Annotated in this window: 18 protein-coding genes; 12 read left to right on the forward strand and 6 right to left on the reverse strand. The window is 70.5% G+C overall.

Features of this window, described 5'->3' with window-relative positions:
- Positions 1-64: 64 nt before the first annotated feature.
- A complete protein-coding gene (gene katG, locus P5F91_RS07160; RefSeq protein ID WP_145610886.1) occupies positions 65-2,308 on the forward strand; it encodes a catalase/peroxidase HPI in 2,244 nt (747 codons plus the stop codon).
- A gap of 69 nt (positions 2,309-2,377) precedes the next feature.
- Here the strand turns inward: katG and P5F91_RS07165 are convergent, their stop codons facing one another.
- From P5F91_RS07165 to P5F91_RS07185, 5 genes are all read right to left on the reverse strand, one after another.
- Positions 2,378-3,019, reverse strand: coding sequence for a phosphoribosylanthranilate isomerase (locus tag P5F91_RS07165; RefSeq protein WP_145610885.1), 642 nt, complete (start codon positions 3,017-3,019; stop codon positions 2,378-2,380).
- A 127-nt stretch (positions 3,020-3,146) separates the two neighbouring features.
- Positions 3,147-3,866, reverse strand: coding sequence for an orotidine-5'-phosphate decarboxylase (gene pyrF, locus P5F91_RS07170; protein WP_145610884.1), 720 nt, complete (start codon positions 3,864-3,866; stop codon positions 3,147-3,149).
- Positions 3,867-3,962: 96 nt separating this feature from the next.
- The gene (gene thpR, locus P5F91_RS07175; RefSeq protein ID WP_145610883.1) at positions 3,963-4,529 is read right to left on the reverse strand and encodes an RNA 2',3'-cyclic phosphodiesterase; all 567 of its coding nucleotides are present in this window, start codon (positions 4,527-4,529) and stop codon (positions 3,963-3,965) included.
- 25 nt (positions 4,530-4,554) lie between these two features.
- The gene (locus P5F91_RS07180; RefSeq protein WP_277906899.1) at positions 4,555-5,592 is read right to left on the reverse strand and encodes an aldo/keto reductase; all 1,038 of its coding nucleotides are present in this window, start codon (positions 5,590-5,592) and stop codon (positions 4,555-4,557) included.
- A gap of 70 nt (positions 5,593-5,662) precedes the next feature.
- Positions 5,663-6,322 (reverse strand): arylesterase, encoded by a 660-nt coding sequence (locus P5F91_RS07185; protein ID WP_145610881.1) that lies wholly within the window; start codon positions 6,320-6,322, stop codon positions 5,663-5,665.
- Between the two features lie 76 nt (positions 6,323-6,398).
- On the opposite strand from P5F91_RS07185, the gene P5F91_RS07190 reads away from it, so the two are divergent.
- From P5F91_RS07190 to P5F91_RS07210, 5 genes are all read left to right on the forward strand, one after another.
- Positions 6,399-7,109, forward strand: a complete 711-nt coding sequence (locus tag P5F91_RS07190; protein WP_145610880.1) for an ABC transporter ATP-binding protein — start codon at positions 6,399-6,401, stop codon at positions 7,107-7,109.
- 7 nt (positions 7,110-7,116) lie between these two features.
- Positions 7,117-9,678 carry an ABC transporter permease gene (locus tag P5F91_RS07195; RefSeq protein WP_145610879.1) on the forward strand — a complete coding sequence of 854 codons (2,562 nt, stop codon included), beginning with the start codon at positions 7,117-7,119 and terminating at the stop codon, positions 9,676-9,678.
- Positions 9,679-9,768: 90 nt separating this feature from the next.
- Complete coding sequence (locus P5F91_RS07200) at positions 9,769-10,050, forward strand: BrnA antitoxin family protein (protein ID WP_246134398.1); 282 nt, start codon at positions 9,769-9,771, stop codon at positions 10,048-10,050.
- Between the two features lie 10 nt (positions 10,051-10,060).
- Positions 10,061-10,348 (forward strand): nucleotidyltransferase family protein, encoded by a 288-nt coding sequence (locus P5F91_RS07205; RefSeq protein WP_145610878.1) that lies wholly within the window; start codon positions 10,061-10,063, stop codon positions 10,346-10,348.
- A gap of 2 nt (positions 10,349-10,350) precedes the next feature.
- A complete protein-coding gene (locus tag P5F91_RS07210) occupies positions 10,351-10,698 on the forward strand; it encodes a HepT-like ribonuclease domain-containing protein (protein WP_145610877.1) in 348 nt (115 codons plus the stop codon).
- Positions 10,699-10,838: 140 nt separating this feature from the next.
- On the opposite strand, the gene P5F91_RS07215 is transcribed toward P5F91_RS07210, so the two are convergent.
- The gene (locus P5F91_RS07215) at positions 10,839-11,882 is read right to left on the reverse strand and encodes an NAD(P)/FAD-dependent oxidoreductase (protein ID WP_145610876.1); all 1,044 of its coding nucleotides are present in this window, start codon (positions 11,880-11,882) and stop codon (positions 10,839-10,841) included.
- Between the two features lie 268 nt (positions 11,883-12,150).
- Here P5F91_RS07215 and tsaE point away from each other — a divergent pair, with 268 nt between their 5' ends.
- The 6 genes from tsaE (at position 12,151) to P5F91_RS07245 (ending at position 21,873) form a co-directional block, all read left to right on the forward strand.
- Positions 12,151-12,690 (forward strand): tRNA (adenosine(37)-N6)-threonylcarbamoyltransferase complex ATPase subunit type 1 TsaE, encoded by a 540-nt coding sequence (gene tsaE, locus P5F91_RS07220; RefSeq protein ID WP_246134397.1) that lies wholly within the window; start codon positions 12,151-12,153, stop codon positions 12,688-12,690.
- Positions 12,687-13,730: an aminoglycoside phosphotransferase family protein gene (locus P5F91_RS07225; protein WP_145610875.1), complete on the forward strand. Its 1,044-nt coding sequence runs from the start codon at positions 12,687-12,689 to the stop codon at positions 13,728-13,730. The genes tsaE and P5F91_RS07225 overlap by 4 nt, the downstream gene beginning before the upstream one ends.
- Positions 13,731-13,734: 4 nt before the next feature.
- The gene (locus P5F91_RS07230; protein WP_145610874.1) at positions 13,735-14,532 is read left to right on the forward strand and encodes a nucleotidyltransferase family protein; all 798 of its coding nucleotides are present in this window, start codon (positions 13,735-13,737) and stop codon (positions 14,530-14,532) included.
- A 4-nt stretch (positions 14,533-14,536) separates the two neighbouring features.
- Positions 14,537-17,569: a double-strand break repair protein AddB gene (gene addB, locus P5F91_RS07235; RefSeq protein WP_277906900.1), complete on the forward strand. Its 3,033-nt coding sequence runs from the start codon at positions 14,537-14,539 to the stop codon at positions 17,567-17,569.
- Positions 17,566-21,090 (forward strand): double-strand break repair helicase AddA, encoded by a 3,525-nt coding sequence (addA, locus tag P5F91_RS07240; RefSeq protein WP_277906901.1) that lies wholly within the window; start codon positions 17,566-17,568, stop codon positions 21,088-21,090. The genes addB and addA overlap by 4 nt, the downstream gene beginning before the upstream one ends.
- A gap of 81 nt (positions 21,091-21,171) precedes the next feature.
- Positions 21,172-21,873, forward strand: coding sequence for a glutathione S-transferase (locus P5F91_RS07245; protein ID WP_277906902.1), 702 nt, complete (start codon positions 21,172-21,174; stop codon positions 21,871-21,873).
- Positions 21,874-21,907 lie beyond the last annotated feature (34 nt).

Genomic DNA, 21,907 nt, shown 5'->3' on the forward strand with positions numbered 1-21,907 from the left:
GTGTTTTCCAGCATGTTAGCTGCAGATGCATCCGAGTTCTGACTTTCCCACAAGGGAGACTTCGATGCACACGCGCGCCCTTTCCTTCGCCCTGCTGCTGTCGGCGGCGGTATCGCCGCTGGCTTTGGCCAGCGCCGCCCATGCCCAGGACAAGCCCCAAATGGACAGGCCCCAGCAGGACAAGCCGATGTCCAATCAGGACTGGTGGCCCAACCGCCTGGATCTCAGCCCGCTGCGCCAGAACGAGGCCGCGTCCAACCCCTATGGCGACAAGTTCGACTACGCGGCCGAGTTCAAGAGCCTGGATCTGCAGGCGGTGAAGAAGGACATCGACAAGGTCCTGACCACGCCCCAGGCATGGTGGCCGGCGGACTACGGCAACTATGGCCCCTTCTTCATCCGCATGGCCTGGCACAGCGCCGGCACCTATCGCGTGGGTGACGGGCGCGGCGGCTCCGGCGGCGGGGAGCAGCGGTTCGAGCCGCTGAACAGCTGGCCGGACAACGTCAACCTGGACAAGGCGCGCCGCCTGCTATGGCCCATCAAGCAGAAGTACGGACGCAAGCTGTCCTGGGGTGACCTGATGGTGCTGGCCGGCAACGTCGCGCTGGAGAACATGGGCTTCAAGACCCTGGGCTTCGCCGGCGGCCGCGTCGATGAATGGGAACCCGACCTGGTGTTCTGGGGACCGGAGAAGAAGTGGCTGGACGACCAGCGCTTCGACGGCCAGCACCAGCTGAAGGGCCCCCTGGCCGCCACCCAGATGGGCCTGATCTACGTGAATCCGGAGGGGCCCAACGGCAACCCAGACCCCATCGCCGCCGCCAAGGACATCCGCCAGGCCTTTGGCCGCATGGCCATGGATGACGAGGAGACGGTGGCCCTGATCGCCGGCGGCCACACCTTCGGCAAGGCCCACGGCGCGCATGAGGCCAAGTGCCTGGGCAGTGACCCGGCGGGCGCCGGCATCGAGAAGCAAGGCCTGGGCTGGGAGAACAAGTGCGGCACCGGCAACGGCGCCGACACCGTCAGCAGCGGGCTGGAGGGCGCCTGGTCCGCCAACCCCATCGCCTTCACCACCCAGTACCTGGACAATCTGTTCGGCTTCGACTGGGTGCAGACCAAGAGCCCGGCGGGCGCCATCCAGTGGGAGCCCAAGGACAAGGGCGCCGGCGAGCTGGTGCCGGACGCGCATGATCCGAACAAGCGCCACCCGCCCATGATGTTCACGACGGACCTGTCGCTGAAGATGGATCCGGGCTTCCGTGCCATCGCCCTGCGCTTCCAGAAGAACCCGGATGAATTCGCCGCCGCCTTCGCCCGCGCCTGGTTCAAGCTGACCCACCGCGACATGGGCCCGCGCGCCCGCTACCTGGGCAATGAGGTGCCGAAGGAGGTGTTCAGCTGGCAGGACCCCATCCCGGCCGCCGACTACGCCATGATCGACGCCCAAGACGTGGCGCAGCTGAAGGGTAAGATCCAGGGATCGGGCCTGACCGTGCCGGAACTGGTGCGCACCGCCTGGGCTTCGGCCGCCAGCTTCCGCGGCACCGACATGCGCGGTGGCGCGAACGGCGCCCGCATCCGCCTGGCCCCGGAAAAGGACTGGGCCGTCAACGACCCGGCGGAGCTGAAGAAGGTGCTGGCCAAGCTGGAGGGCATCCAGGCCGACTTCAACCGCGCCGCGAAGGGCGGCAAGAAGGTGTCGCTGGCCGACCTGATCGTGCTGGGCGGCGGCGTGGGCATCGAGCAGGCGGCCAAGCAGGCGGGCTACACCGTCGAGGTGCCGTTCAAGCCCGGCCGCACCGACGCCACCCAGGCGCAAACCGATGTCGCCTCCTTCGCCTACCTGGAACCGGCGGCCGACGGCTTCCGCAACTACTACGGCCCCCACAACCGGCTGTCCCCAGCCGAGGCGCTGGTGGACAAGGCCAACACCCTGACCCTGACGGTGCCGGAGATGACGGTGCTGGTGGGCGGCCTGCGCGCCCTGAACGCCAATGAGGGGCAGTCCAAGACCGGCGTGTTGACCACCCATCCGGGCACGCTGAACAACGAGTTCTTCGTGAACCTGCTGGACATGGGCACCAAATGGACGCCGTCCACCAAGACCCAGGGCGTCTACGAGGGCTATGACCGGGCCAGCGGCGCCCTGAAGTGGACCGCCAGCCCCGTCGACCTGATCTTCGGATCGAACGCGGAGCTGCGCGCGGTGGCGGAGGTCTACGCCAGCGACGACGCGAAGGAGAAGTTCGTGAAGGACTTCGTGGCGGCCTGGAGCAAGACCATGGAACTGGATCGGTTCTGAGGTTTTGGGCCAGTCGATATTGACCCGCCATTCGGGGGCCAGGCATCGCGCCTGGCCCCTTTTTCTCATTCAGGCGCCGCGCACGGCGTCCAGGAAGGCGCGGATGAGGGCGGGGTCCTTGTGGCCCGGCCTGTCCTCCACGCCCGAGGACACGTCCACCGCCTCGGCCCCGCTGACGCGGATGGCCTCGGCCACCGTGTCAGGGGTCAAGCCGCCGGAGAGCATCCAGGGCTTGGACCAGCGCCGGCCGGTCAGCAGGGTCCAATCGAAGGCGACGCCGTTGCCGCCGGGCAGCACCGCGCCTTTCGGCGGCTTGGCGTCGAACAGCAGGATATCGGCCACCGGCTCATAGGCCGAGGCCGCGTCCAGGTCGGCAGCGGTCTCCACCTTCAGCGCCTTCATCACCGGCAGGCGGGTGGCGGCACGGATGGCGGCCACCCGTTCCGGCGTCTCCTCCCCATGCAACTGGATCAGGTCCAGCGGCACCTGGGCCAGGGCCTGGTCCAGGAACTCATCCGTGGGATCGACGAACAGGCCCACGGTGCGCACGCCGGTGGGCACCATGCGCGCCAGCTCCGCCGCCAGGGGCAGCGAGACGTTGCGTGGCGACTTGGCGAAGAACACCAGGCCGATGTAGCGGGCGCCACCGTCAACCGCCGCCCTCAAGGCCTCGGGATGATTGATCCCGCAGATCTTCACCTTGACGGGCATGGTGCGTGCTCCTCAAACGCCGGCGCGGCCCTGCGGCCGCTTGGCTAGTCCTCAGTTTCCAGTCCGCTACGCTCCCCGGAAACTTCCGGCGGCCCCGGTCGGGGCCCAAGAGCAATGCGCTAAATTCTCAGGCCGCCAGCTCGGTGACGATGCGCTGCGCGGCTTGGACGGGGTCCTGGGCGTCGGTGATGGGGCGGCCGATGACCAGGTAGGTGGCGCCGGCCGTCACGGCGGCAGCCGGGGTCATGATGCGCTTCTGGTCGTTGGCCGAGGCCCACACGGGGCGGATGCCCGGCACCATCAGGGTGAAGTCGGGGCCCAGCTGCCGGCGCAGCACGGCGCATTCATTGGGCGAGCAGACGACGCCGTCCATGCCGGCGACATGGGCCAGATCCGCCAGCAGGGCCACTTGGTCCGCCACCGGCCGGTCCACGCCCACCGAGGCCAGGTCTAACAGGCTCATGCTGGTCAGCACGGTGACGCCCAGCAGCTTGGGCCGGGGCACGCCCATCTGGGCCGCCGCGTCGGCGGCGGCGTCCACCGCCGCCCGCATCATGGCGGCCCCGCCCAGGGTGTGCAGGGTGATGAAGGCCGGGGCCAGGGGCATGACGGAGCGGATGGCGCCCGCCACCGTGTTGGGGATGTCGTGCAGCTTCAGGTCCAGGAACAGCGGCATGTCCAGGCCCTCGGTCACGGTGCGGATGCCGTCGGGGCCGGCGGCGCAGAAGAATTCCAGCCCCAGCTTGACGCCGCCGACATGCCCGGCCAGCCGTTGGGCCAGGGCGCGGGCCGCCTTGGGCTCAGGCATATCCAGGGCGACGAAGGTGCGGCGGGCAGGCTGGATCATGGCGGGGCTCGACTCCGGCTATCGAGGGGATTCCAGAGGAAATACGGCATCCGCACCCCGGGCGCATGCGCAATTATGCGCGAGGGGGCCTGCGCGTCAGGGCGCCCCTTCCCCCGGCCGCCAGCCGCCCAGCGGATAATCCCGCACCGCATGGTAGGTGCTGCCCTGCCGGCCCAGCACGCTTTCATAAAGGATGAAGCGGTCGATCGGGAACGGCCCCGCCTGGAACAGGCCGTGTTCCTCCATCAGCCGCCCGACGCGGGCCGCCGGCGTCTCGCGCCCCAGGGTGGCTAAGGTGACGTGCGGGCTGAACTTGCGCGTCTCGGCCCCCAGCCCGGCCCGCACCACCGCGCTCTCTACCTTGGCCTGCAGATGGTCCAGCGCCGGTTCGGGGCGCACGCCGGCCCAGAGCACGCGCGACTTCTCCCCCTTGCCGAACTGGCCCAGCCCATCGAGCGTCAGGGTGAAGGCAGGGGCCACCACCAGGTCCAGGGCCTCATCGATGTCCTGGGCCACGCCTTCATCCACCTCGCCGATGAAGCGGAGGGTGAGATGATAGTTTTCCGGTGGGACCCAGCGGGCCCCCGGCAGGCCGCCGGTGAGGCGGGACAGGGCGTCCCGCACCGCTTCCGGCATTTCCAGGCCCACGAACAGGCGGATCATGACGCTATACCTCGGGACCCCGTCCTTACGGGCAGGGTGACGGGTTGGACTGGTGCACGGCCTCGATCTCGTCGATCACCGCGTCGCTCAACGTAACGTCGGCCGCGGCGATGTTGCTTTCAAGGTTGGCCATGCTGGTGGCGCCGATGATGACGGCGGTCATGAAGGGCTGGCGCAGGGCGAAGGATATCGCCATCTGGGTCGGGTTCAGGCCGTGGCGGCGCGCGATGTCCAGGTAGCGCGCCACGATGGGATCGACCACCGGCCCGCCGTAGCGGGACCCGCGGGTGTCGATGGCGCGGCGCGAGCCCGCCGGCATGGCGCCGTTCAGATACTTGCCGCTCAAGGTGCCGCCGGCCAGGGGCGAATAGCCCAGCAGGCCCACCTGCTCGCGCACCGCCACCTCCGCCAGGTCGGTGTCGAAGACGCGGGACAGCAGGTTGTAGACATTCTGGATGCTGGCGATGCGGGGCAGCCCCTGCCGTTCCGCCGCGCGCAGATAGGCCATGACGCCCCAGGCCGTCTCGTTCGACACGCCGATGTGCCGGACCTTGCCGGCCGTCACCAGCTCACCCAGCGCCGCCAGCGTCTCTTCGATGGGCACGCCGCCGTCGCTGTACAGTCCTTCCGGCGTGCCCCGGCCGAACAGGGCCAGGGGCCGCTGCGGCCAGTGCACCTGATAGAGGTCGATGTAGTCGGTGCGCAGGCGCCGCAGGCTGGCGTCCACGGCGGCGTGGATGTTGGTGCGGTCCAGCCGGTGCTGGCCGCCGCGCACCCAGGGCATGGGACCAGGGCCGCTGACCTTGCTGGCCAGGAAGACCTGGGTACGCCGGCCGGTAGCCTGGAACCAGGTGCCGATGATCTCCTCGGTCTTGCCGTAGGTGTCGGCCGTGGGAGGGACGGCGTACATCTCCGCCGTGTCGAAGAAGGTGACGCCCCGGTCGAAGGCGTAGTCCATCTGCGCATGGCCTTCCGCCTCGGTATTCTGGCGGCCCCAGGTCATCGTGCCCAGGCAGATGGCGCTGACGGTGACGTCGGTGCGGCCGAGACGGCGGTATTCCATGGGCACGGGTCCTTCTAAACGGGAGAGGTTGATGCCTGTCATACGCCAGGCCTGGGAGCTGGTGTAACCGTTATTTGCCGGCCGCGGCGTTACCGTTCAGCGTCGTCAGCGCCTTGGCCACCAGCGGCTTCAGCCCCCGGACCATGATGGCCACGCCGTCGCCGTTGGGATGCATGCGGTCGGCGATGGTCAGCTTCGGGTCCAGCGCCACACCGTCCAGGATGAAGGGGTAGAAGGGCAGCGCGTACTGCTTGGCCAGATCCGGATAGATCGCATCGAAGGCGGCGACGTAGTCGGCGCCCAGGTTGGGCTGGGCCTTCATGCCGGCCAGGATGGCGGGGACGTGCCGGTCCTTCAGGGTGGACAGAATCTTGTCCAGGTTGGCGCGGGTGGATTTGGGATCGATGCCGCGCAGCATGTCGTTGGCGCCCAGTTCCACCACCACCAGGTCCGGCTTGTCGCCCAGCATCCAGTCCAAGCCGGCCAGGCCGCCGGCCGAGGTCTGGCCGGAGACGGCGGTGTCGCCCACCGTGACATCGAAGCCGTCCTGGCGCAGCGCCGCCTCCAGCTGGCGCGTCAGGCCCTGGCCCGGCGGCAGGTTGTAGCCGGCCGACAGGCTGTCGCCCAGCACCGCCACCTTCAGCGGCCGGGCCTGGGCGGTGCCCGTCGCCAGGCCCAGGGCCAACAGCGGGGCGAGCAACAGCGAGGCGAGTAGAAAGGAAAGTCGCATTGCCGGTATTCCTGTTGAAATAAAAGGGGCCCGGGCCATATCGGCTGGAGACCTTCAGCCCGAAAGCCACGCGCCTATGCCCCCTGTCCAGCCCGCCCTGGAATTGAACGGCCTGACCCTGACATTGGAAAGCGCCGCCGGGCGCGTCAACATCCTGAAAGGCATCGACCTTTCGATCCAGGCGGGGGAACGGATCAGCATCGTCGGGCCCAGCGGGTCGGGGAAATCGTCGCTGATGATGGTCATCGGCGGGTTGGAACGGCCCACCGGCGGCACGGTCGCCGTGGCGGGCCAGACGCTGAACCGCCTGTCGGAAGATGCGCTGGCCCGCTTCCGCCGCGATCATGTGGGGATCGTTTTCCAATCCTTCCACCTCATGGCGGCGATGACGGCGCTGGAAAACGTGGCCTTGCCCATGGAACTGGCGGGCGAGGCCGACGCCTTCGATCGCGCCCGCGACGGTTTGGCGGCCGTGGGCCTGTCCCACCGGCTGGACCATTATCCCGGCCAGCTGTCGGGCGGCGAGCAGCAGCGCGTGGCGCTGGCCCGCGCCTTCGCCCCCCGGCCGCGCCTGATCCTGGCGGATGAACCCACCGGCAACCTGGACCAGGAGACGGGGGAGCAGATCATCCGCCTGATGTTCGACCAGGCGCGCCGCCACGGCACCACCCTGATCCTGGTGACCCACGACCCCGGCCTGGCCGCCCGCTGCGATCGCACCATCCGCCTGGCCGACGGCCGGGTGGTGGAGGATACCGCCGTGGCGCGCGCAGCACTCGCCGACTGAGGCCGCCATGATCAGCCTCATCGAACTCAAGCTGGCGGCACGGCTGGCGCGGCGCGAACTGCGCGGCGGCATCCGGGGCTTCCGCATCTTCCTCTTGTGCCTGGCCCTGGGCGTGGGCGCCATCGCCGCCGTGCAGTCGGTGGCAGGCGGCATCCAGCGGTCCCTGACCCAGGACGGCCGGGCCATCCTGGGCGGCGACGCGTCGGTCCGCGTCCTCTACCGCGAAGCGACGGCGGAGCAGCGCCAGTGGCTGGAGGGCCAGGGCACCGTGGCCGTCACCGCCGACATGCGGGCCATGGCGCGCAAGGCGGCGGACACAGCCGGCGGAGAAACCGATCTAGGCGCCAGCGGCCTGGTGGAGCTGAAGGCGGTGGACGGCCGCTATCCCCTCTATGGCCGGCTGACGCTGACGGATGGGGGCAGCGACGTGCAGGGCCGCCTAGCGGCGCGCGATGGCGTCTTCGGCGCCTTCGTCGACGATACCCTGGCCACCCGCCTGTCGCTGAAGACCGGCGACAGGCTGACCGTCGGCGACACGACGGTGGAGGTGCGCGGCATCATCGATCATGAGCCGGACAAGGCAGGGTCGGGTAGCATCGCGCTGGGGCCCCGCCTGATGATCGCGATGGACGCCCTGCCGGCCACCGGGCTGATCCGGCCGGGCAGCCTGGTCAACTGGTCCTACCAGCTGCGCCTGCCGGAGGGGACGGACGCCGCCGCCTGGGCCAAGACCGTGGACCAGACCTTCCCCGATGCCGGCTGGCGGGTGCGCGACTTCCACAACGCCGCCCCGCAGTTGACCCGCTTCATCGACCGGCTGGCCCAGTTCCTGACCCTGGTGGGCCTGACGGCCCTGCTGGTGGGCGGGGTAGGCGTGGGCAACGCCGTGCGCAGCCACATGGACGCCAGCGTCCATTCCATCGCCACCCTGAAATGCCTGGGCGCGCCCGCCCGCCTGATCTTCCAGGTCTACCTGATGCAGATCCTGGCGCTGGCCGGGCTGGGCATCGCCGCCGGCCTGGTGCTGGGCGCCGTGCTGCCGCTGGCGGCGGGGCGCGCGCTGGCGGGCCTGCTGCCCATCACGGCGGAGATTGGCGTCTATCCCGGCCGTCTGGCCCTGGCCGCGCTGTTCGGCCTCACCACCGCGCTGGTCTTCTCCCTCTGGCCGCTGGGGCAGGCGCAGGGCGTGCCGGCGGCGCGGCTGTTCCGCGAGGGGTCGGCGGGGCGCAGGGGCCGGCCGCCGGCCCTGGTGCTGGCGGCGCTGGCCTGGCTGGCGGCGGCCCTAGGCAGCCTGGCCGTGCTGACCTCCGTCGACCAAAAGCTGGCGGCCTTCTTCGTCGTCGGGGCGGCGGCGACCCTGCTGCTGTTCTTAGGCGCGGGCACCGGCATCACCCGCCTGGCCCGCCTGCTGCCGCGCCCCCGGCGGCCGGCCCTGCGCCTGGCCCTGACCAATCTGCACCGGCCGGGCAATTTGTCGGGCATGGTGGTGCTGTCGCTGGGCCTGGGGTTGACCGTGCTGGTGGCCGTGGCCCTGATCGAGGGCAACTTCCGCCGCGAGGTGGGGGAGAGCCTGCCAGCCAACGCCCCCAGCTTCTTCTTCGTCGACATCCAGCCCGACCAGTTGGACCAGTTCCGCCGGACGGTCCTGGCCGTGCCCGGCGCGCACGATCTGGAAACCACGCCCAGCTTGCGCGGCACCATCGTGCGGGTGGAGGGCAAGCCAGCGCAGGAGCAGGTGCACGACCCCGACAAGAAGTGGGTGGTGAACGGCGATCGCGGCGTGACCTACCAGGCCGCCGCCCCCGCCGGCGACAAGGTGGTGGCCGGCGCCTGGTGGCCGGCGGACTACAGCGGGCCGCCCAAGCTGGCCATCTCCAAGGACGTGGCGCAGGCCTTCGGCATCGGCCCCGGCGCCCACATGACCCTGTCCGTCCTGGGCCGCGAGATCGAGGCGGAGGTGGCGGTGGTGCGCGACCTGGACTTCACCACCCTAGGCATCAACTTCACCCTGGTGATGAGCCCCGGTGTGCTGGAGCACGCGCCGCAGACGCACCTGGCCACCGTGCGCGCTCCGGCGGAGGCCGAGGCCGCCATCCAGCGCGCCGTCATCCAGGCCTTCCCCAACATCACCGCCATTCGGGTGAAGGAGGCGCTGGCCACCGTGTCCACCATCATCGTCAACATCGGCATGGCGGTGCGGGTGGTGGCGGCCGTGACCCTGGTAGCCGGCACCCTGGTGCTGGCCGGCGCCATCGCCGCCGGCCACCGCCGCCGCGTCTACGACGCCGTGGTGCTGAAGGTGCTGGGGGCGGTCCGAGCCACCATTCTGCGCACCTTCCTCATTGAATACGGCGCCCTGGGCCTGGTAACGGCCGTGATCTCCGGCGCGCTGGGCACCCTGACCGCTTGGGCCGTGCTTACAAAGGTCATGAACATGAAGTGGGTGTTCCTGCCCCAGACCCTGGTGCTGACCGCCCTGCTGAGCACCGCCATCACCCTGGCCCTAGGCCTGGTCGCCACCTGGCGGGCGCTCAGCCAACCGGCGGCCCCGCTGCTGCGGGAGGAGTGAGGTGCCTTTCCGTCGTCCGGATCATTTCAGCGCGAAGAGCCACGCGGATGGAAAGACACCAATATGAGCACGAAGATCGTTAGGATGCGAATGGCCGATCTTCCTCCGTTGACCGAGGAGGAAAAAGCCCAATTGCGGGCCCTGGCCGAACGGCCGGACAGCGAGATCGACACCAGTGACATCCCCGAGCTGCCGGATGAGTTCTGGAAGGACGCCGTGCGCGGCCGCTTCTACAAGCCGACCAAGACGTCAACCACCGTGCGGATTGACAGCGACGTGCTGGCTTGGCTGCGGTCCCAGGGCAAGGGCTACCAATCCCGTATCAATGCCATTCTGCGACGGGAGATGTTAGCTTCCCTCAAGAACGGCTGAAGAGGCGGCGATGAACCAGGAACAGGCGGTCAGCAAGCTGCGGGCCCATGAGGCCGAACTGCACCGGGCCGGTGTCGCGCATCTGTTCCTGGTGGGTGGCCTGGCGGCGCCGGAGCGCGAAGGCGGTGTGGACCTGTTCCTGGACAGCGACAACCCCCGTTTCAGCCTGATCGAACTGGCGGACATCCAGGACAAGGTGCGCGCCATCCTGGGCCGGCAATCCGAAGTCACCACCCGCGACGGCCTGCACCCCCAGTTGCGCCCGGGGATCGAGGCCGACGCCTTGCGCGTGTTCTGACGATGCGGCGGAGCGTCATTCTGCGCCTGGGCGACCTGCGTGAAATGCTGGATGGGATCAGCGGCATCACCGCCGGCATCGCCTATCCGGAGTTCGCCGAAAGCTGGGGCCTGCAGCGGGCGGTGGAACGTTCGCTGGAGATGGTGTCGGCCGCCGTCCGGCAATTGCCGCCCGACGTGACGGCGGCGGAGCCGGACATTCCCTGGCGCCAAATCGCGGCCATGGGCCAGCTGCTGCATCCCCCCGACCGCCGGGTGGCTACCCGCGTGCTGTGGAACAGTGTGCTGGAACACCTGCCCCCGCTGTCCGACGCCATCGACCGCTTGATCGTGCGGGAGGAAGGCCGGTAGGGCAGGAGCACTTCCCCAGTCCCCTTTCTTCCCTCTAGAACGCGACCGCGTCCACGGGAAGTTTCCGGGAAACGCGGTGGATTGGAAACTGAGGATGAGCCCAGCGGGTGGATGCCCGCGCCCGGCACTTGAGGGAACACTTAACTGCCGGGAACACCCCGGCTGGTGGAGTACTCGAAGTGCAGCGCCTCGCCCGGGTGGACCAGGGGGTGGATGGCGTGCACGGCCATGGCGGCCTCGGCGAAGCCGCACAGGATCAGCTTCACCTTGCCGGGGTATGTCGCGATGTCGCCGATGGCGTAGACGCCCGGCACGTTGGTGGCCATGGTGGCCGGGTTCACCGCCACATGGTGGTGTTCCACGTTCAGGCCCCAGCTGGCGATGGGGCCCAGGTCCATGGCCAGGCCGAAGAACGCCAGCAGGGCGTCGGCGGGCAGGGTCTTCTCCTCCCCCTCCAGCGTCGCGACCTTCACGCCGCTCAGCCGGCCGCCTTCCCCCTCAAGGCCGGCCAACTGGTAGGGCACGACCATGTCGATGACGCCGTCCTTGGCCAGCTGGTCCAGGCGGGCCGCACTTTCGGGTGCCGCGCGGAACTTGGCCCGGCGGTGCACCACCATCACCCGCTCCGCCACCTCGGACAGGGAAATGGCCCAATCCACGGCGCTGTCGCCGCCGCCGGCGATGACCACGCGCTTGCCCGCGAAATCCTGGCGGCGGCGCACCAGATAGTGCACCGACTTGCCCTCATACTCGCCCAGGCCGTCGAGCGGCGGCTTGTTGGGGCCGAAGGCGCCGCAGCCGGCGGCGACCAGCACGGCGCGGCAGTCGATGGTGGTGCCCTTATCGGTGCCCACCAGCCAACGGCCATCCTGGCCCGGGGTCAGGGTCGTGACCTGCTGGCCCAGATGGTAGTTGGGCTTGAAGGGCGCGGCCTGTTCGGCCAGCCGGTCGATCAGGGTGGCCGCCTCCACCTGCGGATAGCCGGGAATGTCATAGATGGGCTTTTCGGGGTAGAGCGCGGTGCACTGGCCGCCCACCATGTCCAGCGCGTCGACCACGTGGCAGTCCAGCTTCAGCATGCCGCATTCGAAGATGGCGAACAGGCCCACGGGGCCGGCGCCGATGATGCAGACGTCGGTGCGGTGGACGCCGCCGGGGGCGATGGTCTCAAGCTGGCTGGACATGGGTCTGGTCTACTCCTGAAACGGCACTTGGGCATACGGCACGCGGGGACCGGCGGCGCAGGGTGCGCCCAAAGGGGTACGCACGGCCGGTCGGCGGTTCGGGTTGCTTTCATCACGCGAATTGATGCGCTAATCAACTGCCCAGTTTGCGGGGCCCAGTTTGCGGGATACGTCCCGCCTGGATGCTTGCTCCGGTAACGTACGCCGCCGCAGTATCCGCCGGCGGCCCCCCGCCATTCCACCCCGCCATCCCACCCTCAGGAGCCCCATGCCCCACGCGCTGACATTGGATCTGGCTGATGAGCAGGCGACGGCCGACCTGGCGGCGCGGCTGGGCCGGCTGTTGCGGCCGGGCGACGTGGTGGCCCTGTCGGGTGACCTGGGGGCCGGCAAGTCCGCCTTCGCCCGCCACCTGATCCGCAGCCTGGGTGATGCCGAGGAAGAGGTGCCCAGCCCCACCTTCACCCTGGTGCAGACCTATGACCTGCCCGGCTTCCCCCTGTGGCATTTCGACCTCTACCGCCTGACGGAACCGGATGAGGTGCTGGAACTGGGGTGGGAGGAAGTTATTCATGAGGGCGTGGCGCTGGTGGAATGGCCGGTGCGCTTGGGCGCGCTGCTGCCTGCCAACCGGCTTGACCTGCACCTTGCCATCACCGGACCTGAAAGCCGGCGCGCCACCCTGACGGGTCAAGGCACCTGGGCCAGCCGCCTGGATACTCCTGATTGGACCCCCGAGACTGGCCCCCCCGAGACTGGCCCCCCCGAGACTGGGGCCCCTGAGACTGGGAAAGCTGCCGAGCCATGAGACGCGACACCCCGCCCCGCGAGACGGTCATCCGCCGCTTCCTGGACCAGGCTGGCTGGGGTACGGCCCGGCGCCAGCCCATGGGCGCCGACTGGTCGGCCCGCCGGTATGAGCGCCTGACGCGGCCGGGAGGCGAAGGACGCGACGCCACCGCCATCCTGATGGATTGCCGCGACGAGGTGGCCGCCAGCCAAGTGCCGCCCTTCGTCCAGATCGCGGGCCTGCTGCGCGACTGTGCCCTGTCGGCCCCCGTCATCCTGGCCGGCGACGAGCCGCAGGGCCTGTTGCTGATCGAGGATTTGGGCGGCGACGACTACGCCCGCCTGCTGGACAGCGGGGAAGAGCCGTGGCAGCCGCTGTATGAGGTGGCGACCGACGTGCTGGTCACCCTGCACCAGCGTTTCGTGCCGGCCTCCGCCCCCGATCTGTCGCGCTATGACGTCGGCCTGTTCCGCGACCAGGTCATGCTGTTCGCCGACGCCTTCGCGCCCGTGGTGCGCGGCCGCGCCCTGCCGGCCGGCGCCTGGGACGAGCTGGCCGAGGCGTGGGAGGGGGTGCTGCCCGCGGCCCTGTCGCTACCCCCCACCCTGCTGCTGCGCGACTACCACCCCGGCAACCTGATGCGGCTGAAAGGCCGGGCCGGCGTGGCCGCCTGCGGCCTGCTGGATTTCCAGGATGGCGGCATCGGCCCCCGCGCCTACGATCTGGTGTCGTTGCTGGAGGATGCGCGGCGCGACGTGCCGGAGGCGTTGCGCCAGGCCATGACCCTGCGCTATCTGGCCGCCTTCCCCGACATCGACCAGGGGACCTTCAGGGCGTCCGCCGCCATACTGGGCGCTGTGCGCCACGCCCGCATCCTGGGTCGGGTGGCGCAACTGATCCAGGCCACCACCGGCGCGCCGCAGCTGTCCTTCCTGCCCCGGGTGTGGGGCCAGTTCACCGGCGCCATCCGCCACCCCGCCTTGTCGCCGATTGCCCACTGGGTGGAACGCCATCTGCCCGCTAACCTTGATGCCGATACCATCGTCCGGAGTTTCTGACGCGATGTCCGCCTCTATCGCCGCCGCTGCCAACCCCGCCCCCGCCGCCTCCGTCCCCCACACCGCCATGGTACTGGCCGCCGGCCTGGGCCTGCGCATGCGACCGCTGACCCTGACGCGGCCCAAGCCGCTGGTGGAGGTGGGCGGCGCCCCGCTGCTGGACCACGCCCTGGACCGGCTGGCTGAAAGCGGCGTGGAACGCGCGGTGGTGAACACCCATCACCTGGGCGCCATGATCGAAAGCCATCTGGCGGGCCGGTCCAGCCCCGCCATCACCCTGTCGCCCGAAGCGGACCTGCTGGAGACGGGCGGCGGCGTACGCCACGCCCTGCCCCACCTGGGCGCCGATCCCATCTTCGTCGTCAACGCCGACATCCTGTGGCTGGACGGGCCCATTCCGGCGCTGAAGCGGCTGGCCGCCACCTGGGACCCGGCGGTCATGGACGTGCTGCTGATGATGATGCCAACCGTGGCCGCCGTCGGCTATGACGGCCCCGGCGATTACCACATGGAAGCCGACGGCCGCCTGCGCTATCGCGCCGAGGGCGAACTGGCGCCCTTCGTCTTCGCCGGCGTGCACATCGTGAAGCCGGAGCTGTACCACGCCATCACCGAAAACCGTTTCTCCAACCTCAGGCTCTGGCAACAGGCGGAGGAGGCGGGGCGCCTGTACGGCATGCGCCACGACGGCGTCTGGTTCCATGTCGGCACGCCCGACGCGGTGGAGGAGGTGAACACCCTGCTGGGCCACCCCATCCTGCACGACGCCAAGCTGAGCCAGCCGCGCAAGGCCGAGCCCTGACCCTATGACGTGGCCTGCCGCATCGGGGGAAGAGACCGGCACATCCCTGTTCACCATCGCGCCGGGGCTGCCGTTCGTGGACGCGCTGGCGGCCGGCATCCTGGCGCGGGTGGGCGATGACCCGCTGGCCCTGTCGCGGCTGACCGTCCTGCTGCCCACGGTGCGCGCCGTACGCTCCCTGCGGGAAGCCTTCCTGCGCCTGTCGGGCGGCAAGCCCATCCTGCTGCCCCGCCTGTCGCCCCTGGGCGACGTGGATACGGACGAGGTGGTGTTCACCCAGGGTGGCACAGAGCTGCCCCAGGCCGTGCCCGCCCTGCGCCGGCAGCTGCTGCTGGCCCGCCTGGTCATGCGCGCCCCCGACCTAGCCGCCACCCCCGCCCAGGCCGTGAGCCTGGCGGGTGAATTGGCGCGCCTGCTGGACGAGGTGCAGACCGAGGGCTGCAAATTCGAGGATCTGGCCCGCCTGGTGCCGGACGACTACGCCCAGCACTGGCAGGTGACCCTGCGCTTCCTGGAAATCATCACCCAGCATTGGCCGGCGCTATTGGCGGACGAGGGGGGTGTCGATCCTGCCAAGGAACGCGAACTGCGGCTGAAGGCCCTGGCCGAAACCTGGCGCGCCCAGCCGCCGCCCGGCCCCGTCATCGCCGCCGGCTCCACCGGCAGCATCCCCGCCACCGCCGACCTGCTGGCGGTGGTCGCGGCCTTGCCCCAGGGCGCCGTCGTCCTGCCCGGCCTGGACCTCGATTGCGATGAGGCCACCTGGCAGGATTTGGACGAGGCCCACCCGCAATACGGGCTGAAGCGCCTGCTGGAACGGCTGGAGATCCGCCGGGGCGCGGTGCGGCCCTGGCCTCTGCCCGACCCGCTGCCGGAGGTCATGACCCACCGCCGCAGCGCCCCCGCCCGCGCCCGCCTGGTGGCGGAGGCCCTGCGCCCCGCCGGCACGACGGAGGCCTGGCAGGACCTGTCCGCCAGCGCCCTGGCGGCGGTGACCGACCAGGCCCTGGCCGGCCTGTCGCGCCTGGATGCCGCCACCCCGCAGGAAGAGGCGGGCGCCATCGCCCTGATGATGCGCGAGGTGCTGGAGACGCCGGGCCGTACGGCGGCCCTGGTGACGCCCGACCGCGACCTGGCCCGCCGCGTGGCCCTGGCGCTGAAGCGCTGGGACATCGCCGTCAACGACAGCGCCGGCCTGCCGCTGACGCAAAGTGCCGTGGGCAGCTATCTGCGCCTGCTGGCCGACTGGGCGGCGGAGCCGGCCCCCCTGGCACTGTTGTCCCTGCTGAAGCATCCCCTGGCGGCGGGCGGGCAGAACCCATCCTTCTTCCGCGCCCAGGTGCGCGACCTGGAACGGGCCGTGCTGCGCGGCCCCCGGCCGGCCGATGGCTTCGAGGGCCTGCGCCTGGCCCTGGCCCAGGCGGAGCCCCGGCGCTTCGACAGCCACGGCGACCCGGACGCCCATCGCGCCCGCCTGTCGGCCTTCATCGACGGGCTGGAGGAAATCCTGCGGCCCCTGCTGGCGGCCATGAGCGGCACGGGCAAGGCCCTGGCCGGCTGGCTGGACCTGCATGCCCGCACGGCGGAGGCCCTGGCCGCCAGCGACACGCAATCGGGCGCCGAGCGCCTGTGGCGCCTGGATGATGGCGAGGCCGCCGCGGCCTTCGTGGACGAGTTGCAGGACGCCGGGCACGATTTCCCCGAGCTGGGCGGGCCGGACTATGCCGCCGTCATCAGCGCCCTGATGGTGGGCCGGGCGGTGCGCCCCCGCTATGGCCTGCACCCGCGCCTCTACATCCTTGGCCTGCTGGAGGCGCGGCTGCAGCAGTTCGACGTCATGATCCTGGGCGGCCTGAACGAGGGCACCTGGCCGCCGCAGCCCAAGGCCGACCCCTGGCTGTCGCGCCCCATGCGCCAGCGCTTCGGCCTGCCCACGCCGGAACGGCACCTGGGCCAGACGGCGCACGACTTCGCCCAGGCCTGCGGCGCCGCCACCGTGGTGCTGACCCGGTCGGAACGGGTGGAGGGCACGCCCACCGTGCCCTCGCGCTGGCTGTTGCGGCTGGACACGGTGCTGAAGGCGCTGGGCCGCCCCCGCGCTTTAAGCATCACCATGGGCCGCTGGACCGCCTGGGCGGAGGCCATGGACACGCCGGCGGCCGTGCGCCCCTGCGCCCCGCCGGAGCCGCGCCCGCCCGTGGCCGCCCGGCCGCGCCGCCTGTCGGTCACCCAGGTGGAGACCTGGATGCGCGACCCCTACGCCCTTTACGCCCGCCACGTCCTGCGCCTGGAGGCGCTGGACCCGCTGGACGCCGATCCGGGGGCGGCCGACCGCGGCACGATGATCCACAAGGCGCTGGACGACTTCATCAAGGCCAACCCCGGCACCCTGCTGCCCGAGGACGCGCGCGAGCAGCTGCTGCGCTTCGGCCGCCTGGCCTTCGCCCCCTACAGCGGTCAGCCCAGCCTGGAGACCTTCTGGTGGCCCAGGTTCGAGCGCATCGCCGACTGGTTCCTGGCGCTGGAGCGGGAGCGGCGGGCCGGCGGTGTCCAGCCCCTGGCGACCGAGGCCAAGGGCATCCTCACCCTGGAGACGGCGTACAAGCCGTTCGAGATCATCGCCAAGGCCGACCGCATCGACCGCCACCCCGACGGGTCCGTCGCCATCATCGACTACAAGACCGGCACCCCGCCCCGGGCCAAGGACGTGGAGCTGGGCTTCGCCCCGCAGCTGCCGCTGGAAGCCGCCATCGCCCTGTCCGGCGGTTTCGGCCTGCGGGCGCCGGTGGTGGAGCAGTTGGCCTTCTGGCGCCTGACGGGGGGTGAGCCCGCCGGGCAGGTGGTGGCCCTGAAACTGGACCCCGCCCGCCTGGCGGCGGAGGCGGTGGAAGGCCTGCGCCAGCTGATCGACCTGTTCGACCAGGAATCCACCCCCTACCGCTCCCAGCCCCGGCCCGGCATGGCGCCGCGCTATTCCGACTATCTGCACCTGGCGCGCGTGGCCGAGTGGTCGGTGGGCGACGGGGGTGAAGCATGAGCGAGGCGCGCCCCCAGGATCGCCCGATCGACCCCACGGTCAAGCAGCGCCAGGCCTCGGACCCCGATACGTCGGTCTGGGTGGGGGCTTCGGCGGGTACCGGCAAGACCAAGGTGCTGACCGACCGGGTGGTGCGGTTGATGCTGGCCGGCACCGAGCCCGGCCGCATCCTGTGCCTGACCTTCACCAAGGCAGCCGCGGCGGAAATGGCCAACCGCATTGCAGAACGCCTTGCAAGTTGGGCCGTCATGCCGGACGGCGACCTGACGCAGGCCCTGGCCGAGCTGAACGGCCGCCCGCCCGCGCGGGATGAGGTGCTGACCGCCCGCCGCCTGTTCGCCCGCGTGCTGGACACGGCCGGTGGCATGAAGATCCAGACCATCCACGCCTTCTGCCAGTCCCTGCTGCGCCGTTTCCCGCTGGAGGCGCGGCTGCCGCCCAATTTCCAGGTCATGGATGACCGCACGGCGGCGGAAGCGCTGGCCGAGGCGCAGGCCCACATGCTGGCATCCGCCCAGGACCGGCCGGACACCCCCCTGGGCCGGGCCCTGAAACGCCTGGCCGGCGCCCTGAACGAGGAAAGCTTCGCCGAGCTGCTGGCCGACCTGGTGGCCCAGCGCGGCCGCATCCGCCGCATCCTGGAAGGACATGGCGGGCTGGACGGCACCGTCGCCGCCCTGTTCCGCCATTTGGAGGTCGATCCGGGCGAGACGGAGGGAAGCGTGCTGGCCGCCGGTTGCCGGGACGAGGTGCTGGACCTCCCCGGCCTGCGCGCCGCCTGCTCCGCCTTGGCCATGGGCACCGCGACAGATGTGGAGCGCGGCCAGGGCATCCAGCTGTGGCTGGACCAGATCGAGCGCCGCCTGACCGACATCGCGGCCTATCGCCAGTTGTTCCTGACGGCCGACGGCATGGTGCGCTCCCGCCTGGCCACCAAGGGCGCGCTGGCGGCCAACCCGCGCACGGCCGACATTCTGGCCCAGGAAGGCCAGCGCCTGGTGGCGCTGCAGGAGCGCCTGCGCGCCGTGACGGTCGCCCATTCCACCGCCAGCCTGCTGACGCTGGCCGGCAGCATGCTGGAAGGCTATCAGCGCTGGAAGGACAGCCGGGCGCAACTGGACTTCGACGATTTGATCCTGGCGGCCAGCTCCCTGCTGACCGGCGACGCCCAGGCCTGCGCCTGGGTGCTGTACAAGCTGGACGGCGGCCTGGACCACATTTTGATTGATGAGGCGCAGGACACCAACCCGGAGCAATGGCGCGTGGTGAGCGCCCTGGCGGAGGAGTTCTTCGCCGGCGAGGGCCAGTCGCAGGCCCGGCGCACCCTGTTCGTGGTGGGCGACGAGAAGCAATCCATCTTCAGCTTCCAGGGGGCCGACCCGGCGGAGTTCGCCCGGATGCGCCGCACCTTCCAGGCGCGGGTGCAGCAGGCGGAACGCCCCTGGGCCATCGTTGACCTGGAAACCAGCTTCCGGTCCGTCGGCGCCGTGCTGCAGGCGGTGGATACGGTGTTCGCGCAGCAGGAGGCCCGGGACGGCGTATCGGCCCAGGCCATCCGTCACCGTCCCTTCCGCCAGGGCATGGCGGGCACGGTGGAGCTGTGGCCCCTCGTGCGGCCCGGCGACGGGGCGGACACGCCGGCCTGGTCCCCGCCCCTGCACCATGAGCCGGAGGACAGGCCCCAGGCCCGCCTGGCCACCGTTATCGCCGACCAGATTGCGCATTGGATCGCCAAAGGGGAGGTGCTGGAGGCGCGCGGCCGGCCCCTGACCGCCGGCGACATCCTGGTGCTGGTCCGCCGCCGCAACGCCTTCGTCCAGCAGCTGGTGCGCGCGCTGAAGGAACGGCGGGTGCCGGTGGCGGGCGTGGACCGCATGGTGCTGACCGAGCAGCTGGCCGTCATGGACCTGATGGCGGTGGGCCAATTCTTGCTGATGCCGGAAGACGACCTGACCCTGGCCACCGTGCTGAAAAGCCCCTTCATCGGCCTGGATGAGGAAGCGCTGTTCACCCTGGCGCACGGGCGCGGCGGCCGCCTGTGGCCGGCCCTGGTGAAGCGGGCGGAAACGGACCCGCGCTTCCAGCCCGCCTATGCCTGGCTGCGCCGCCTGCTGGGCGAGGTCGACTACACCGCCCCCTATGAGCTGTTCGCAGGATTGCTGACCCGTCCCTGCCCGGCCGATCCGGTCAGCGGCCGGCGCGCCCTGCTGGGCCGCCTGGGGGCGGAGGCCATCGACCCGGTGGATGAGTTCCTGAGCCTGTGCCTGGGATTTGACCGTGCCCATCCGCCGTCCCTGCAGACCTTCCTGCACTGGCTGGCCGCCGGAAAGACGGAAGTGAAGCGCGAGCTGGACACGGGCGCCAAGGACCGCGGCCCGGAGGGCGGGCAGGTGCGCATCATGACCGTCCACGGTTCCAAGGGCCTGCAGGCGCCGGTGGTTATCCTGCCCGATACGACGCGCAAGCCGGTGACCAGCCCCCGCATCCTGTGGCCCCACGGAAACGAAGAAGGCGACGCCGGGAGCGGCTCCGCCCCCGGCGTTCCCCTGTACGCCCCCCGGCGGGAGCAGGAGGACGCCAAAGCTCGGGCCGCCCGGGCCGCCGCCGATCGCCGGCGCGACCAGGAATATCGCCGCCTACTGTACGTGGCCCTGACTCGGGCGGAGGACCGGCTGCATATCTGCGGCTATGAGGGCAAGACGGCCACCAGCGACGACACCTGGTTCCGGCTGACGGAACGGGCGCTGGCCGCCGTAGCGCCCAGCCGGGCCTTCGACCTGACCGCCGTGTCACGCCAGGGATGGGCCGGCGACGGCCGGGTGCTGTCGGAGCCGCAGACTCGTCCCCCGCCCCCCCAACGCGCCGCGCGCGACGGTGCCGAGGCGGTGCCCCCCGCCCCCGCCTGGCTGCTGGCCCCGCCGGCGGCCGAGCCCGCACCGTCGCGTCCGCTGGCCCCCTCCCGCCCGGATGGGGAGGAACCGGCGGTGCGGTCGCCCCTGGGCGATGGCGAGGCGAAAGAGGCCCGCCGCTTCAAGCGCGGCACCTTGATCCACAAGCTGCTGCAGCTGTTGCCGGAAATGCCGGTGGCGTCCCGGCCCGGGGCCGCCCGCCGCTGGCTGGACCGTCCGGCCCATGGCCTGGACGAAGCCGCGCGGGAGGAAATCTGGTCGGAAACCCTGCGCGTGCTGGACCATCCGGAATTCGCCGACCTGTTCGGTCCCGACAGCCGGTCGGAAGTCCCCCTGGTGGGCACGGTGGGCACGCGCCCCCTGGCGGCCCAGATCGACCGGCTGGTGGTGACGGAGACGGAAGTCAAGATCGTCGACTTCAAGACCAACCGCCCGCCGCCCCGCACGGCGGAGGATATTCCCGGCCTGTACGTCTCGCAGATGGCGGCTTACCGGGATGCCCTGAGGCGCATCTATCCGGACTTGGCCATCCGCTGTCTGCTGCTGTGGACCGACGGCCCCTTCATCACCGAGGTCGATCCCGCCCGCATGGACGCCGTCATTTTGGGCTGAACCTTATCGCGCGCCGGGAGTTACCCAAGAGGGGGGATAACTGGGTCATTGGCCCGCCAGCCTACCGGAGGAGCCCTGACGATGTCTGACTATACCCTGTACTACTGGCCCGTCCCCTTTCGGGGGGAGTTCATCCGCGCCATCCTGGCCCATGCGGGCAAGACCTGGGACGAACCCGAGGTAAGCACTCTGGTGGCGGTGATGGAAGACGCCGCGGGTGAACAACCGGCGCCCTTCATGGGTCCGCCCGTGCTGGTGGACGCTGCTGCGGATTTCACCGTGTCGCAGATGCCGGCCATCGCCCTTTACCTGGGCGATACCTTGGGTCTGCTGCCGCCCTCGCCGCAGGGCCGGGCCATGACCCTCAAGATCGTGGTCGACGCCAACGACGTGATCGACGAGATCACCCTGAACGGCGGGCGGGAGATGTGGACACCCGCGACGTGGGCGGATTTCGTCCACCGGCTGCGGCGCTGGATGTCGATCTTCGAGGCAACCGGCCAGCGCCACGGCCTGCAACGCGACCATGGCCTGATGCTGGGCGGGGACGCCATTGGCGTCGCCGACATTGTCACCGCCACCCTGTGGTCCACCCTGCGCCGCGTCCTCCCCCGCATCGGCGCGATCCTGGACGAGACGGCCCCGGGGATAGCGGCCCTGAGCCGGCGGGTCTGGCAGACGCCGGCCCTGGCCGCCTGGAACAGGGAATCGGTCAGGCGCTACGGCGACAGCTATTGCGGCGGCCAGATCGAGAAATCGTTGAAGAGGGCGGTCAACGGCTGAGGCGGCCGGCGGGCCCCAGTCAGATCAACTGGCG

It is taken from the genome of Nitrospirillum amazonense (assembly GCF_029594735.1).
GTDB classification, from domain to species: Bacteria; Pseudomonadota; Alphaproteobacteria; order Azospirillales; family Azospirillaceae; genus Nitrospirillum; species Nitrospirillum amazonense.

What these genes read in the sequence shown, in the direction of transcription:
- P5F91_RS07200 (WP_246134398.1), top strand. Translation starts at nt 9,769, where the DNA reads ATGGCCGATCTTCCTCCGTTGACCGAGGAGGAAAAAGCCCAATTGCGG.
- P5F91_RS07195 (WP_145610879.1), top strand. Translation starts at nt 7,117, where the DNA reads ATGATCAGCCTCATCGAACTCAAGCTGGCGGCACGGCTGGCGCGGCGC.
- P5F91_RS07230 (WP_145610874.1), top strand. Translation starts at nt 13,735, where the DNA reads ATGTCCGCCTCTATCGCCGCCGCTGCCAACCCCGCCCCCGCCGCCTCC.
- P5F91_RS07185 (WP_145610881.1), bottom strand. Translation starts at nt 6,322, where the DNA reads ATGCGACTTTCCTTTCTACTCGCCTCGCTGTTGCTCGCCCCGCTGTTG.
- P5F91_RS07165 (WP_145610885.1), bottom strand. Translation starts at nt 3,019, where the DNA reads ATGCCCGTCAAGGTGAAGATCTGCGGGATCAATCATCCCGAGGCCTTG.
- P5F91_RS07210 (WP_145610877.1), top strand. Translation starts at nt 10,351, where the DNA reads ATGCGGCGGAGCGTCATTCTGCGCCTGGGCGACCTGCGTGAAATGCTG.
- tsaE (WP_246134397.1), top strand. Translation starts at nt 12,151, where the DNA reads ATGCCCCACGCGCTGACATTGGATCTGGCTGATGAGCAGGCGACGGCC.
- P5F91_RS07245 (WP_277906902.1), top strand. Translation starts at nt 21,172, where the DNA reads ATGTCTGACTATACCCTGTACTACTGGCCCGTCCCCTTTCGGGGGGAG.
- thpR (WP_145610883.1), bottom strand. Translation starts at nt 4,529, where the DNA reads ATGATCCGCCTGTTCGTGGGCCTGGAAATGCCGGAAGCGGTGCGGGAC.
- P5F91_RS07205 (WP_145610878.1), top strand. Translation starts at nt 10,061, where the DNA reads ATGAACCAGGAACAGGCGGTCAGCAAGCTGCGGGCCCATGAGGCCGAA.
- P5F91_RS07225 (WP_145610875.1), top strand. Translation starts at nt 12,687, where the DNA reads ATGAGACGCGACACCCCGCCCCGCGAGACGGTCATCCGCCGCTTCCTG.
- addB (WP_277906900.1), top strand. Translation starts at nt 14,537, where the DNA reads ATGACGTGGCCTGCCGCATCGGGGGAAGAGACCGGCACATCCCTGTTC.
- katG (WP_145610886.1), top strand. Translation starts at nt 65, where the DNA reads ATGCACACGCGCGCCCTTTCCTTCGCCCTGCTGCTGTCGGCGGCGGTA.
- P5F91_RS07215 (WP_145610876.1), bottom strand. Translation starts at nt 11,882, where the DNA reads ATGTCCAGCCAGCTTGAGACCATCGCCCCCGGCGGCGTCCACCGCACC.
- addA (WP_277906901.1), top strand. Translation starts at nt 17,566, where the DNA reads ATGAGCGAGGCGCGCCCCCAGGATCGCCCGATCGACCCCACGGTCAAG.
- P5F91_RS07190 (WP_145610880.1), top strand. Translation starts at nt 6,399, where the DNA reads ATGCCCCCTGTCCAGCCCGCCCTGGAATTGAACGGCCTGACCCTGACA.
- pyrF (WP_145610884.1), bottom strand. Translation starts at nt 3,866, where the DNA reads ATGATCCAGCCTGCCCGCCGCACCTTCGTCGCCCTGGATATGCCTGAG.
- P5F91_RS07180 (WP_277906899.1), bottom strand. Translation starts at nt 5,592, where the DNA reads ATGGAATACCGCCGTCTCGGCCGCACCGACGTCACCGTCAGCGCCATC.